Source organism: uncultured Winogradskyella sp., assembly GCF_947498345.1.
GTDB lineage: Bacteria > Bacteroidota > Bacteroidia > Flavobacteriales > Flavobacteriaceae > Winogradskyella.
Map to the genome: position 1 here is coordinate 116,176 of NZ_CANMJY010000008.1, position 13,201 is coordinate 129,376.

14 protein-coding genes are annotated in these 13,201 nt (G+C 32.0%); 8 read left to right on the forward strand and 6 right to left on the reverse strand.

The genetic code is table 11. The annotated features are described in order from the left end of the window. Nucleotides 1-95 precede the first annotated feature (95 nt). The 3 genes from Q0912_RS11960 (at nucleotide 96) to rlmB (ending at nucleotide 4,239) form a co-directional block, all read left to right on the forward strand. Nucleotides 96-1,745: a POTRA domain-containing protein gene (locus Q0912_RS11960; protein ID WP_299115354.1), complete on the forward strand. Its 1,650-nt coding sequence runs from the start codon at nucleotides 96-98 to the stop codon at nucleotides 1,743-1,745. A gap of 52 nt (nucleotides 1,746-1,797) precedes the next feature. Continuing rightward, nucleotides 1,798-3,438 carry an aryl-sulfate sulfotransferase gene (locus Q0912_RS11965; RefSeq protein WP_299115356.1) on the forward strand — a complete coding sequence of 547 codons (1,641 nt, stop codon included), beginning with the start codon at nucleotides 1,798-1,800 and terminating at the stop codon, nucleotides 3,436-3,438. Between the two features lie 66 nt (nucleotides 3,439-3,504). Next, a complete protein-coding gene (gene rlmB / locus Q0912_RS11970) occupies nucleotides 3,505-4,239 on the forward strand; it encodes a 23S rRNA (guanosine(2251)-2'-O)-methyltransferase RlmB (protein ID WP_299115358.1) in 735 nt (244 codons plus the stop codon). A 3-nt stretch (nucleotides 4,240-4,242) separates the two neighbouring features. Here rlmB and Q0912_RS11975 read toward each other — a convergent pair whose 3' ends face one another. Further along, complete coding sequence (locus Q0912_RS11975) at nucleotides 4,243-4,995, reverse strand: rhomboid family intramembrane serine protease (RefSeq protein WP_299115360.1); 753 nt, start codon at nucleotides 4,993-4,995, stop codon at nucleotides 4,243-4,245. A 140-nt stretch (nucleotides 4,996-5,135) separates the two neighbouring features. On the opposite strand from Q0912_RS11975, the gene Q0912_RS11980 reads away from it, so the two are divergent. Continuing rightward, entirely contained in the window at nucleotides 5,136-6,413 is a 1,278-nt protein-coding gene (locus tag Q0912_RS11980) for a replication-associated recombination protein A (RefSeq protein ID WP_299115362.1), read from the forward strand. A 1-nt stretch (nucleotide 6,414) separates the two neighbouring features. On the opposite strand, the gene Q0912_RS11985 is transcribed toward Q0912_RS11980, so the two are convergent. The 4 genes from Q0912_RS11985 to radC form a co-directional block, all read right to left on the reverse strand. Then, nucleotides 6,415-7,179: a hypothetical protein gene (locus tag Q0912_RS11985; RefSeq protein WP_299115364.1), complete on the reverse strand. Its 765-nt coding sequence runs from the start codon at nucleotides 7,177-7,179 to the stop codon at nucleotides 6,415-6,417. A 10-nt stretch (nucleotides 7,180-7,189) separates the two neighbouring features. Continuing rightward, nucleotides 7,190-7,876, reverse strand: a complete 687-nt coding sequence (locus tag Q0912_RS11990) for a YjjG family noncanonical pyrimidine nucleotidase (RefSeq protein ID WP_299115365.1) — start codon at nucleotides 7,874-7,876, stop codon at nucleotides 7,190-7,192. Beyond that, nucleotides 7,873-9,168 carry a polysaccharide deacetylase family protein gene (locus tag Q0912_RS11995; RefSeq protein ID WP_299115366.1) on the reverse strand — a complete coding sequence of 432 codons (1,296 nt, stop codon included), beginning with the start codon at nucleotides 9,166-9,168 and terminating at the stop codon, nucleotides 7,873-7,875. Before Q0912_RS11995 ends, Q0912_RS11990 begins: the two co-directional genes overlap by 4 nt. A gap of 119 nt (nucleotides 9,169-9,287) precedes the next feature. Next, a complete protein-coding gene (radC, locus tag Q0912_RS12000; protein ID WP_299115367.1) occupies nucleotides 9,288-9,986 on the reverse strand; it encodes a DNA repair protein RadC in 699 nt (232 codons plus the stop codon). 136 nt (nucleotides 9,987-10,122) lie between these two features. On the opposite strand from radC, the gene Q0912_RS12005 reads away from it, so the two are divergent. The 3 genes from Q0912_RS12005 to Q0912_RS12015 all read left to right on the forward strand — a co-directional run bounded on the left by Q0912_RS12005 (nucleotide 10,123) and on the right by Q0912_RS12015 (nucleotide 12,045). Continuing rightward, entirely contained in the window at nucleotides 10,123-10,566 is a 444-nt protein-coding gene (locus Q0912_RS12005) for a DUF1569 domain-containing protein (protein WP_299115368.1), read from the forward strand. A 75-nt stretch (nucleotides 10,567-10,641) separates the two neighbouring features. Beyond that, on the forward strand, nucleotides 10,642-11,232 hold the full coding sequence (locus Q0912_RS12010; protein WP_299115369.1) for an FMN-binding negative transcriptional regulator: 591 nt from the start codon (nucleotides 10,642-10,644) through the stop codon (nucleotides 11,230-11,232). A 12-nt stretch (nucleotides 11,233-11,244) separates the two neighbouring features. Further along, nucleotides 11,245-12,045 carry a hypothetical protein gene (locus Q0912_RS12015; RefSeq protein ID WP_299115370.1) on the forward strand — a complete coding sequence of 267 codons (801 nt, stop codon included), beginning with the start codon at nucleotides 11,245-11,247 and terminating at the stop codon, nucleotides 12,043-12,045. A gap of 26 nt (nucleotides 12,046-12,071) precedes the next feature. Here the strand turns inward: Q0912_RS12015 and Q0912_RS12020 are convergent, their stop codons facing one another. Continuing rightward, the gene (locus tag Q0912_RS12020; RefSeq protein ID WP_299115371.1) at nucleotides 12,072-12,710 is read right to left on the reverse strand and encodes a hypothetical protein; all 639 of its coding nucleotides are present in this window, start codon (nucleotides 12,708-12,710) and stop codon (nucleotides 12,072-12,074) included. A 172-nt stretch (nucleotides 12,711-12,882) separates the two neighbouring features. Between Q0912_RS12020 and Q0912_RS12025 the strand changes: the two genes are divergently transcribed. Next, nucleotides 12,883-13,173, forward strand: a complete 291-nt coding sequence (locus Q0912_RS12025; RefSeq protein WP_299115372.1) for a hypothetical protein — start codon at nucleotides 12,883-12,885, stop codon at nucleotides 13,171-13,173. Nucleotides 13,174-13,201: the final 28 nt, after the last annotated feature.

Consider the following 13,201-nt stretch of genomic DNA (forward strand, 5'->3'; position numbering starts at 1 on the left):
TTACATATATATAATGGTCTATTTTTACGTTATCATTTGAGTTATTCCATATAGATTTAATGACTTTTATTCGACGATTTATTATACTTCTACTTTTGATTTTTTCAAACCATAACCTAGGTCAATCTATTGGTTTAAAAGTTACTGGCGAAAATGAAGCAAAAACTACTGTTATAGATTCTGTAGGGTATATTACATCTTTTAAGAACTATATCAGTCTTGAGAAAGAATTAAATAGTTTAAAAAATAAGCTGAATCGTTTAGGCTACATCGACACAAGTATTGACAGCATCACCAAGCTAAATGACAGCTTATTTAACGCTCAATTATCTTTAGGCATAAAGGTTAGTAGAATTAGAATTCAATATGATTTAAAATTTAATGCTGAATTATTGAATTTTATCAACCATAAAAAGGGTGATAATTTCTTTGAGCTGGATATTGCAGAACTTGAAAGCTCTCTAAATGAACTAAATTCAAAAATAGCAGAACAAGGAGATCCTTTTTCAAGTTTGCAACTTATAAACATCTCTAAGTTGAATTCTGATTTGATTTCCGCTGATTTAAAAATCACAAATAACCAAAAGCGACGCATCGATAAAATCATTGTAAAAGGTTACGAAAAGTTTCCGAAGTCTTATATAAAACGTTTTTTAAAATTAAGAACAGGAAAATCTTTTAACTTAAATGCGATTAGAGATAATGTTGAGCTTCTGGAAGATCTACGATTTGCGAATAAAATTAAAGATCCCGAAGTGCTTTTTACTAAAGATTCTACTACACTCTACTTATATGTAGAGAAAACTAAAATCAATAACTTTGATGGTTTTCTGGGTTTTGGAACTAACGAAAACACCAATAAAATTGAATTTGATGGTTATTTAGATTTAAGGCTTATTAATAATTTAAACTTTGGCGAAACTCTAAACTTATTTTACAAAAGTGATGAAATAGACCAACAGACCTTTAGAGTAGATGCTGATTTACCTTATTTATTTGGTTCGCCAGTTGGGTTGCAAGTCGGGCTAAAAATTTTCAGAAAAGACTCCACTTTTTTAAATGCTACTCAATATGCTAAAGTTAACTATCAGATTAATGCAAAACACCGAATTGGATTAGGTATTACCTCAACCAATTCAACAAACCTCCTGGAAAATGATACTGCTTTACTAAATGATTATACATCTAATTTCTACACTCTAAATTACAACCATACTAAAGCGCAATTTTACGACCCTCTTTTCCCAATTAATTTTTGGTTTGATTTCTCTTCTGGTTTTGGGGACAGAAGCAATGACTTTGGAAAACAAACACAAAGCGTTTTTAATTTAGATACCTATAAAATTTTTAACCTTAATAATAAAAATAGTGTTTATACCAGATTTAATGGAGCTCTTTTAACTTCTGATGATTACCTAGACAACGAATTATTTCGATTTGGTGGTATAAACTCCATTAGAGGTTTTGAAGAAAACAGCCTGGTAGCCAATCTTTACGGTGTTATTAACACAGAATACCGATATCGATTAAGCAGTAGCATTTATGTACATTCGGTATTAGATGCAGCCTATTTTGAAAATCAAATCACTGACACGAGAGAGAAACTCTTTGGTTTTGGTTTTGGTCTTGGTTTACTAACCAATGCTGGTTTATTTCGTTTAAACTATTCTAGTGGAAAATCCGAAAACAGACAGTTTAGATTGTCTGACTCTAAAGTTCATGTGAGTTTAACAGCTACGTTTTGATTTGTAAAAAATTATATGGTAAATTTGCGATGCTAAGAAAAAGAAAAATACTATGGTTAGAAAATTACTATTGGCATTATTAATTAGTTTTAATTTTGCTCATTCACAAAATACAGTAGGTACGATTTCTATTACAGAAGATGCCTATGATGCCTTTACTCTTTTTTCAGTTCACGAAAAAACATTTCTTATTAACAATTGTGGTGAAATTATAAATGAATGGACAAGTAGTTACCCGCCAGGATCAGCAGTTTATTTATTACCTAATGGCAACCTCCTTAGACCAGGTAGGTTAGATGACGGTAGTACTGACATTGTTATTGGTGGAGCAGGTGGTATTGTAGAACTTTATGACTGGGACAATAATCTCTTGTGGTCTTACACGTACAGTACGGATGATGTTAGGCAACATCATGATGTTTATCCGCTAGCTAATGGTAATATTTTAATGTTAGCCATTTCTGTAATGCCTGAAGCTGAAGCCATTCAATCTGGAAGAGACCCTTCTAATATTCAGGATGGTGAATTGTATAGCGAAACTATATTAGAGTTGCAACCTGTTGGGACAAACCAAGCTAATATAGTTTGGGAATGGGATATCAGAGATCATCTCATACAAGATTTTGATAACACCAAAGATAATTTTGGTGTTGTGGCTGACAATCCTCAATTATTAGATATTAATTTTTTAAATGGAAATAGCCCTGTAAACAATTGGTTGCATGTTAACGCTATTCAGTATGATGCACTACGCGACCAAATTGTTATTAGCTCTAGAAAGATGAGTGAAATATACATTATTGATCACTCAACTACAACAGCTGAGGCAGCCTCTGGCTCTGGTGGCACCTATGGAAAAGGTGGTGATTTTCTTTATCGCTGGGGAAACCCTGAAGCTTACGGAAATGGAACATCTACCGATAGAAAATTATTTGGTCAACATACGCCATATTTTATCCCTGCTGGCCTTCCTAATGAGGGAAAGATAATGCTGTTTAATAATGGCATTGATAGATTACCGTCGTATTCTCAAGTAGATATTATCTCACCTCCTGAGTCTAGTTTAGGGGTTTACGATTACACACCAAATACAGCTTATCTTCCAAATTCAACTGATTTTACATATGATGAAATGCCTTCGTCAGGTGTATCAGATTTTTACACACCTATTGTAAGTAACGCTCAGCAATTACCTAACGGTAATATTTTGGTTTGTGAAGGTAGAGATGGTTTATTCTTTGAATTAAATAGCCTTAACGAAAAAGTCTGGGAATACATAAACCCTATAAATAGTAATAATGGTACATCCACTACACAGGGAGATCCTGCACCAAATGTAAATTTAACCTTTAGAGCTATAAAATATCCCTTGGACTATGCTGCATTTACCAGTAGAGATGTAACTCCAAATGGTACAGTAGAATTGAGTCCAGATTTCACCCCTTGTAATAACTTGAGTATCGAAGATAATCAGCTGTCTATTGTTAATATATACCCAAACCCTTCAAATGGAATTTTTAATATTAATTCGAAACTCAATATTGATAAAGTGGAAGTCTACAATACTCTTGGAAAAAAGATCTATGATACAAAACTTTCTAAGGTAAATTTATCAGAACAAATAGACGGCATCTATTTTTTGAAGATTTATTCTGATTCAAAAGTAATTAGCAAAAAAATTATAAAGAACTAGTTTGAATACCCTTTTTAATTATGAAACCATCCATTAATCAGGATGGTTTTTTTATACCTTTACGACATGAAAAATGAAACCACAATTTTTGGGATTAGAGCTATAATTGAAGCTATAAATTCTGGGGAGACTATAGACAAAGTTTTTTTACAAAAAGGTGTACGAAGCGAGTTGTTTCAAGAGCTAGAACATTTATTAAGACAAGAAGGTATTAATTCGTCTTATGTGCCAATCGAAAAATTAAACCGCTTAACACGAGGTAACCATCAAGGTGCTGTTGCTCAAATTTCGCCTATTGAATTTCACAATATAGACGATTTAGTAATACAGGTTATTGAGTCTGGTGAGACACCATTGTTTTTATTGCTAGACCAACTTAGCGATGTTAGAAATTTTGGTGCTATTGTACGTACTGCCGAATGCACTGGTGTTAATGGTATCATCATTCAGAAAAAAGGTGGTGCTCCAATAAATGGAGATACTATTAAGACCAGTGCTGGTGCAATTTTTAAAATACCTGTTTGCAAAGTTGACCATATTAAAGATGCTGTATTCCACATGCAATCTTCTGGTATAAAAGTTATTGCTGCTACTGAAAAAGCTAATGATTATATATACGATGTGTCTTTTAAAGAGCCTTGTGCAATTATTATGGGATCTGAAGGAAAAGGTATCAATCCTTCGGTTTTAAAAGTTGTAGATACAAAAGCCAAGCTTCCTATTTTAGGTGAGATAGAATCACTTAACGTTTCTGTGGCTTGTGGTGCGTTTTTATATGAAGCCGTTAGACAACGCTCTTAGTTTTCAGTCTTCTTTCTTTCTAAAAATGTATTTAATTTTTGGAGTTTGATTTATTTCAAATTCTGACTCAGTTTCAATTTCTACTTCATCCTCTGGTAATATTTCAATAAAATTTCCGTCTTCATCAAAATGACGCATAAAAGGGTCATCGTCCTCATTGTAATCTGGGCGCTCCCATTTATACCTTTCTGGCTTTGCGACCTGTTTTCTAAAGATTAAAGCAAAAACCAGGCCTGTAATTAACCCACCTAAATGCCCTTCCCAAGACATCCCGTCTTTTATAGGGAATACATACCAAATCATGCTTCCGTATAAAAATATAACCATCAAAGACAGTGCAATAAGCCTATAATGTTTCGCGAAAATACCTTTAAAAAATATGAAGCTCACCAATACATAAATTAAGCCACTTGCTCCAATATGGTTACCATTACTAGCTATTAACCAGGTTAAAAATCCTGACAAGAGAATGCCATAAAAAATAACTTTCCATGCGACTTTATTATAGAAATAGAATAAAGCTAAACTAAGTACAAAAAGCGGTATGGAATTATTATATATATGATTAATATCTCCATGTAAAAACGGACTTGTAAAAATTCCTAAAAGACCTTCTAGCTTTTGAGGTCTTATACCAAAGGATTTAATACCATAGTCTACTCTTACCTGATACCAGAATACCAACCAAATCATAAAAACCATTAGTAATGGATACAAAATGATATTGTTAGAATATTTAAACTGTTGCGAGGACATATTATAATTTAACAGGTATACTTCAAATTTACAGCCAAAATTTGTTTGTATGAAATATTGTCAGAAGTCTATATTAGTTAAGACAATAATTTAACCTATAATCACAAATCTATGACGAATGATTTTTGTAATTTTCGCCTATGAATACTCCGTTAGCTGAACGATTGCGACCGCAAAACTTAAACGATTACCTAAGCCAACAACATTTGGTAGGTAAAGACGGTATGCTATATCAGCAGATTAAGAGTGGGGTTATTCCATCTTTGATACTTTGGGGACCACCAGGCATAGGAAAAACGACTTTAGCTAATGTTATTGCCAATGAATCTGAACGTCCGTTTTTTAAACTTAGTGCTATAAACTCTGGCGTAAAGGATATAAGAGATGTTATTGATAAAGCCAAAAAAAGCGGAGGTCTATTTACCTCTAAAAACCCCATTTTGTTTATTGATGAAATTCACCGTTTTAGTAAATCGCAACAAGATTCATTGTTAGAGGCTGTAGAAAAAGGTTGGGTAACTTTAATAGGAGCCACGACTGAAAACCCAAGTTTTGAAGTCATTTCTGCATTACTATCCAGATGCCAGGTCTATACTTTAAATGCATTTAGTAAAGCAGACTTAGAAGCGTTGCTGCAACGTGCCATTAAAGAAGATGAAATCATTTCAAAATTACAGATTGAATTAAAGGAAACCGAAGCACTTTTAAGATTCTCAGGTGGTGATGCCAGAAAACTATTGAATATATTTGAATTATTGGTAGCTTCATTTGATACCGAGCCTATAATTATAACAAATAATTTAGTAACAAAACAGATACAGAATAAAACTGCTCGGTATGACAAAACTGGCGAACAGCATTATGATATCATTTCTGCATTTATAAAATCTATACGTGGAAGCGACCCAAATGCTGCTGTGTATTATTTGGCACGTATGATTGAAGGTGGTGAAGATGTAAAATTTATAGCCCGACGTTTGTTAATCTTAGCAAGTGAGGATATCGGCAATGCTAATCCTACAGCTTTGGTAATTGCTAATAACACATTTCAGGCAGTCTCTGTAATTGGTAATCCAGAGTCACGGATTATATTGAGTCAATGCACAACATATCTGGCAAGTTCGCCAAAAAGTAATGCAGCTTACGAAGCCATTAATAAAGCTCAACAAATCGTAAAAGAAACTGGAGATTTGTCTGTGCCTTTATCTATTAGGAATGCACCAACAAAATTAATGAAAGAGCTTGGTTATGGTGATCAATATAAATACGCTCACAGTTATGAAAATAATTTTGTTGAACATGAATTTCTTCCGGAAGCTATAAAAAACACTACACTTTACAATCCTGGAAATAATGCCAGAGAACAGGCCCAACGCAACTATCTTAAAACACTTTGGAAAGATAAGTATGGCTATTAGGCTAAAACTTAATATTTAATTGCTTCTTTTCTTTTAGCTTTCCATCATTTTCAGAATAAAACCAAAATCCGTCTTCTTTATAAACAATAGCACTTTTACCCTTTACTAAGTAAACATTATTTGCTGCTGTGTTTAATAAGGTCATCACTATTTTAGGTTCTGAATTTACTAATTGATAACCATTTTCAATAACCTGCGCATAATACAAATCATTATAATTTTCTTTTTCTGCTGAAGGTTCTTGTTTTGGCTCTACTTGCTCAATAGTTTTTTCTATAACAACATTATTTTTAGATTCCTTTTTAGTATTTACTAATTGTGTATCTAAAGGTTCATATTTATAGTCTAACTGCTCTATTGAAATAAAAGCCTCTTTTAAGGCTTCGGTATAGGCTTTCTTTAAGTCCTTATCTTTGCTCAAACCTACTGCTGTTCTGTATACTTCTTTACCAAAACAGTCCTTAAGAATTATCTCCAATCGGGTTGCTAAAAATCCTTTTTTGTTTTTTTCAACGTCAACATACAGTGCTTTACATCTATCCATCATTAAATCATCAGGGAAGTCTTGTACATCAAAAAGAGTTGTAAACCCTTCTTGTTTAAAGATATGTCTTGTTAATGTATTAAGTCTATACTGATCTTTATCTTTTAAAAATTTATACTCTATAGGTACAACAACATATTTATAATTGTTAATGCTTTTTTGAGCCATTACGTATAACCCAAATAACATAAATGCAACTACAATTACTACTCTCTTACTCATAATTTATTTTTTACAGATAGTTTTCTATCGATTTTAATTTAGTAATTCTTTTATAATTTTTAGTGTTATTTAAATTCCTATAGTCAAAGTAAATGGTGTCCATACCAATATTATTTGCACCTTCAATATCGGCTTCGAGGCTATCTCCAATCATAACACTTTCCTCTGGCAGTGCACTTGCAGAATCTAAAGCAAAATTAAAAATTTTAGGATTTGGTTTTTTTACTCCAACCATTTCTGAATTGGTAATAGTTTTGAAGTAATCTCTAATATTAGAATTCTTCATTTTACGTTCTTGAGCTTCTTCAAAACCATTAGTGATAATATGCAACTCATATTTGTTTTTTAAATAATTAAGAACCTCAAATGTACCTTCAAACAAATGATTAAAGGTTGTTAAATGATCTATATAAGCAACTGACAAATAATTAATAGTCTTATCTTCTATGGCCATTTTTAGAGCATCAAAAGCTTCTTTTAATCTACTGTAACGCAAATCTGCTTTAGATATGCGTTCTTCTCTGTACAGTTTCCAGTATTTAAGATTTATAGGTTCGTACACTTGTAAAAAATCATCAAGATTAGCATCAATATTGCTAAGCTTAAAAATCTTCTCGAATGTTAATCCAGAGTTTTTATCAAAATCCCAAAGTGTATGATCTAAGTCAAAAAATACGTGTTTTATATTTTTTTTCATTCAGCAGATTCCAGTATTAAATTAAACAGCGACCTATAGCCTTTCCATCGGTCTAAATTACTAAACGTGTAGTTATGAAACACAGGAGTAAAAGTTCCATTAACAGCTTTTACTTCTTCAATAAGTTTTTCCAGATGTTCTTTTTTATCTAGTTCTGATTGGTATTTCAACAATCCAAAATCTAAGCAGTGGTATGGATTAATTTGTAATGGAGTTTGTACTTCGTAATCCAGGTCATAAAACTGAAATGGTGTACAAGTCCCAGCTCTAAACCCTAGTGTATCTATATACCCCATTGTATAATCTTGATGAATTTCTAATTCAACCAAATTCCTATAAGATTGTGGTAAATTCAACTTTGAAAATGAATGCCTGACAGCTTTTAATTCGCTATTGGTTATGGCTTCTAATTTAAGTTTTTCCTTCTTTAATATTGTAATATCTTCTAAAGCAAAATACGAGGCTTTTATACCTACATTACAATAATCTGCCACGGATTTTATGAGCGATACAAATTCTTTTTTATTAGCGTTTATATTTTTATCGTAGGTCGAATAATCACCTATTAAAAACAGCACCATAAATTTAAAATTGCTTTGTTTTTGTTTAGTTATTATCCATTTAAACGTATCATAAGGATCTCGTTTAAAACCCATTAATACCAAGTAACGCTGATAAAGTTGTTTTAACCTAAATCTCCCTATATCGGACAATGTTCCCCCAATGGTACGCAATAAGCCTTTCTTTCTAAAATAGAATGCCATTGGCACATCGATAACAGGTTGAATTTGATATTGTCTTTTGGAAAATCTAAAATCCGAAAAACGCTTTTGTAAAACTGCTTGTAGCTTATACGCCCATATATCTATAATGGGTTGATTTAAAAACCGATGCCTATATGCCAAACTTTCCTTAGCCATAAATCTCCCATAATCATCTTTTACATGAGGTAAGTATTCTTCATAACGACTCAATAAATAAAATGAAGCCGCAAAAATATCAAATGGTAAGTCACTACGTTCTCCCGTTGCAAAAAATCCTTTTGTGTTTTCCCATTGTTGCACATTAATATCTATATCTGTTAAGCCTTGTTCAAATAATAATGTATGGCTTCTTACAAACAACTCATTGCTTAATGGTTGTTTAGTGTAAGACATCTTAAGGCTATTGTGTGCAATAAAATCTTCTATTTTAGACGTAAACTTCACCTCCAAACCTAATATACGCTTGCAAATATGCTTAAACGTATATTTTAAACGTGGCGTGATTTTATGAGTATATACTAATAGCATAAGTTGAAGCAGATTCCAAAAACTAAAAATAACAAATTCCAATGTTAATAATTCAAAACTATGGCCTATTCTCTATAATTAATTTTTTCAGAATTTAATATTTGAAAATAGCTATATCTTCACAGAAGATTTTGGTCTGCAAAACTAAAGTACGCTTCCTCTGTTAAAATAAGATGGTCTAATACTTTAATGTCTAAACTTTCAGCTGCTGTTTTTAACTTCTGCGTAATATCTTTGTCAGCCTGACTAGGTTTTAAAGTTCCTGAAGGATGATTATGGCACATAATTAAAGCAGTAGCACCAACTTCTAAGGCATTCTTTAATACCAAACGCACATCAACTAATGTACCTGTTATACCACCTTTGCTTAATTGCCCTTTATGAATAACTTTGTTTGAATTGTTGAGATAAAGAATCCAAAATTCCTCATGCGGTAATTCCCCTAAAATGGGTTGCATTATCTTATAAACTGAATAACTAGACTCAATCTTGCTTAATTGCAAATTATCTTCTAGGCGCCTTCGCCTTCCTAGCTCTAAAGCTGCTACAATAGTAATTGCTTTAGCCTCACCAATACCCTTAAACTCCATAAGTTGATTGATAGAACGTTTTCCTAAGGCATTTAAATTATTAGTAACACTACCCAAAATCCGCTTACATAAATCCACGGCACTTTCATCTCTGTTACCAGAACCAATTAAAATCGCAACAAGTTCTGCATCGCTGAGTATAGCTTTACCTTTGTCTCGTAACTTTTCTCTTGGCTGATCATCTTGTGACCAATTCTTAATTGAGAACGAAGTTGATTTTTCTGACATGATTTAAAGATAAAAAATTGTAAATTTATAGCTACAAATAAGTCTATTATTTTTTTGAGTAAAAACAGAAGTTAAAGCTAGTTTAGAGCTAACAACTAATTGTAATTAACTCGGGTAAAACAATAAAACCTAACAAATGAAGTCATTTTTTGAAGATGGAGTCTATGACGAAATTACATCGCGTCTTAGCAAATTAAATAACGATACCTCAGCAATTTGGGGCAAAATGAATGTTGGACAAATGTTACATCACTGTCAAATGCCATTGAATATAATTTTAGAAAAGGAAGATTATGGTGTAAAACCAAACTGGCTTATTAACCTATTGTTTAAAAAATCGATGTATAGTGATAAACTCTGGAAAAAGAATTTACCAACTGCCAAAGGATTTGCCATAAAAGATGAAAAGGATTTTGAAACTGAAAAGAAAGCTATTACCGCTCTTATTGATGAATTAAACACACAGCGCAAGCGTAACGATTGGCAACCACATCCTGCGTTTGGAAAACTCACTAAAGAACAATGGGGGAAAATGCAGTATAAGCACTTAGATCATCATTTTAGACAGTTTGGTGTTTAATTCGTGGCTATTTCCATTGAAGAATGGTAAATTATGTTTTCATTAAACACCTGTTAATAATAATCATTCATTAGCATGAACTATCCTCCAAAACATCATCAAGACGACGATAGAAATCACATGGTTGAAGTTATTAAAACTTACCCTTTGGCTACCATTATATCAGTGAAAGCTAATGAACCATTGATTACACATTTACCATTAATTTACGACAATGAAAAACTTATAGGTCATATAGATATTTTCAATCCTCAAGCTGCACTTCTTAAAGACAATAATGCCGTTAGCATTATTTTTGGTGGACCACAATGTTATATTTCGCCTACAATATATTCGACCACGCAATTACCTACCTGGAATTATATTAAGGTACATTTAAAAGGAACTGTAAAAGCCATTAAAAGTAAAATAGCATTAAAACAATCCTTGATTACTATGACCGAATTTTTAGAAGCGCCAGATCATAAATATGTTTTAGAACCTGATAATCCTCGTTTAGATAAAAACCTCAACTACATTGAAATGTTTGAAATTTCTATTACCAATTGGGAAGGAAAGTTTAAACTCTCACAAGATAAAAAACCTAGTGACACAAAAGCTGCTCGTGAAGAATTGTTAAGAGCCAGCCAGGACAGTATTAGGGAATTTTTAGATAACGTATTTTAAATAACAACCGTTATGAAAAGGATACAACTTTTTGAATTTGAAGATTTCAGTTGGTTTCCAAGTGCTATTAGAACTGGTATGACTAACTTATTAGTGGTGTTGCAGAAAATGATGGGAACATCAAATATTATTGCTACACTTATATTGACTACTAAACAACAACATAACTTTTCTAAAATCATTGATTTGGGTTCTGGTTCTGGAGGGATAATGTTAGATGTTATAAAGCAACTTAATAAAAACAAAACAGAATCTTTAGAACTGGTCTTAACGGATTTACACCCTAACCCTAAATTAGTAGAACGAATAAACTCGAGTAAAGCTGATACTATTACCTATAATAAAATTTCAGTTGATGCTACTAACTTAAGTGATTTGCCAACGGGTTTAAAAACTATGATAAATAGCTTTCATCACATGCCACCAAACATTGCCAAAGGCATTTTAAAATCGGCTCAAGACAATAAGCAACCCTTATTAATTTATGAGATAGGCGAAAACACTATACCAACACTTCTATGGTGGATATTACTTCCATTATCATTGGTTATACTATTTGTTATGGCATTATTAATGACACCTTTTGTAAAACCTTTAAGTTGGAAACAATTAGTTTTCACATACCTTATCCCTATTATTCCGTTATGTTATGCATGGGATGGACAAGCATCCATTATGAGAATCTATACATTCAAAGACATAGAGCACCTCATAAGAGACTTTAAAAATGAAACCTATAATTGGGAAATAGCCAAAGCAAAAAAAGCAAATGGCAAAAAAGCGGGTTATTATATTTTAGGATTGCCTCAATAGTATAACACTAATGCTTTTTTATAGAATTAATTTATGTTATAAGAGTCTAATCGCCTAATAATAGATGGTATGTCTTGTGAAACAAAAGAAGATGTATCATAAATAAGTCCATAACCGTCTGCATAATAAAAATGATCTAGTCCTGGTAATTGCTCATCCAAAGATGAAATGGCATAACGTTGTGAGTATGTACTAATAAATGTACCTGCCTCAACTGTAATTTCATTATCTAATGCAATGAGTTGATCATAGATTGTTCCCCAACCAAGGTCATTCATAACTCTAGCAGAAAAATCATTATTGGCATATTTAATACTACTATCATCTCTAATTAAATAACCCAGAGAATCCCTTAACAATTCAAAATGTTCTCCATTAGGATTGCAAAAGGCAATGCCCGCTTCATTTCCCGTTGTCCATCGTCTAAACTTATAAAACGTATTACCATTAATTATTTCTGTACCAACGATACTTACAGAATCAATAACACCAGTATCGTCGTAACTTTGCGTAGCACTATTATACCTGTAGTTTTTGTAAACCCATTGATTACCTAAAGTAAGTGCATAAAAATTGGAGTCTTGGTTTTGTGGATTGTCATCGTTATCGGAAGCACAAGAGGGTGAAAAAAATGCAATAAGGCAAACATAAATAATTCGTTTCATGATTATTGAGATTGATTAATTTGAAACGTAATTATGCTTTATACCTATAAATAAGATTGGTTGGTTAAATAACTAACGTTGTAATTTTTAATTTATTATAGCATTTGACTTTATGAAAAAATTAAACGAAATTCGGTATCAATTTTTAAAAACACAACCTTCCTGCTATTGTATGAAAGTAATAAACCACGAAACTGGATTTTGGTTTTTGTTACAAGAACATCATAACTACTATCTTGATGTAAACTGTAATTATTCTTTTGTAGGATTTAATAGAACAATAAAACTAAATGAAATAGAATTAGAAAAATTTAAAATTAATGGATTAGAATATATAAATGAACTGGCAAAGGAAGTTCAATATCATGCTATGACTAAATATAGCAGAAGGCATATTACAGGTAAAAACAGCAAATCAATTCATAGAGCCATAATAATTTATAATGAACAAAACACCTTGTAAGATTTCAGATAAAAAGTCAACTAACGTA

What these genes read in the sequence shown, in the direction of transcription:
- rlmB (WP_299115358.1), top strand. Translation starts at nt 3,505, where the DNA reads ATGAAAAATGAAACCACAATTTTTGGGATTAGAGCTATAATTGAAGCT.
- Q0912_RS11965 (WP_299115356.1), top strand. Translation starts at nt 1,798, where the DNA reads ATGGTTAGAAAATTACTATTGGCATTATTAATTAGTTTTAATTTTGCT.
- Q0912_RS12025 (WP_299115372.1), top strand. Translation starts at nt 12,883, where the DNA reads ATGAAAGTAATAAACCACGAAACTGGATTTTGGTTTTTGTTACAAGAA.
- Q0912_RS11980 (WP_299115362.1), top strand. Translation starts at nt 5,136, where the DNA reads ATGAATACTCCGTTAGCTGAACGATTGCGACCGCAAAACTTAAACGAT.
- Q0912_RS12020 (WP_299115371.1), bottom strand. Translation starts at nt 12,710, where the DNA reads ATGAAACGAATTATTTATGTTTGCCTTATTGCATTTTTTTCACCCTCT.
- Q0912_RS11975 (WP_299115360.1), bottom strand. Translation starts at nt 4,995, where the DNA reads ATGTCCTCGCAACAGTTTAAATATTCTAACAATATCATTTTGTATCCA.
- radC (WP_299115367.1), bottom strand. Translation starts at nt 9,986, where the DNA reads ATGTCAGAAAAATCAACTTCGTTCTCAATTAAGAATTGGTCACAAGAT.
- Q0912_RS12015 (WP_299115370.1), top strand. Translation starts at nt 11,245, where the DNA reads ATGAAAAGGATACAACTTTTTGAATTTGAAGATTTCAGTTGGTTTCCA.
- Q0912_RS12010 (WP_299115369.1), top strand. Translation starts at nt 10,642, where the DNA reads ATGAACTATCCTCCAAAACATCATCAAGACGACGATAGAAATCACATG.
- Q0912_RS11990 (WP_299115365.1), bottom strand. Translation starts at nt 7,876, where the DNA reads ATGAAAAAAAATATAAAACACGTATTTTTTGACTTAGATCATACACTT.
- Q0912_RS11995 (WP_299115366.1), bottom strand. Translation starts at nt 9,168, where the DNA reads ATGCTATTAGTATATACTCATAAAATCACGCCACGTTTAAAATATACG.
- Q0912_RS12005 (WP_299115368.1), top strand. Translation starts at nt 10,123, where the DNA reads ATGAAGTCATTTTTTGAAGATGGAGTCTATGACGAAATTACATCGCGT.
- Q0912_RS11985 (WP_299115364.1), bottom strand. Translation starts at nt 7,179, where the DNA reads ATGAGTAAGAGAGTAGTAATTGTAGTTGCATTTATGTTATTTGGGTTA.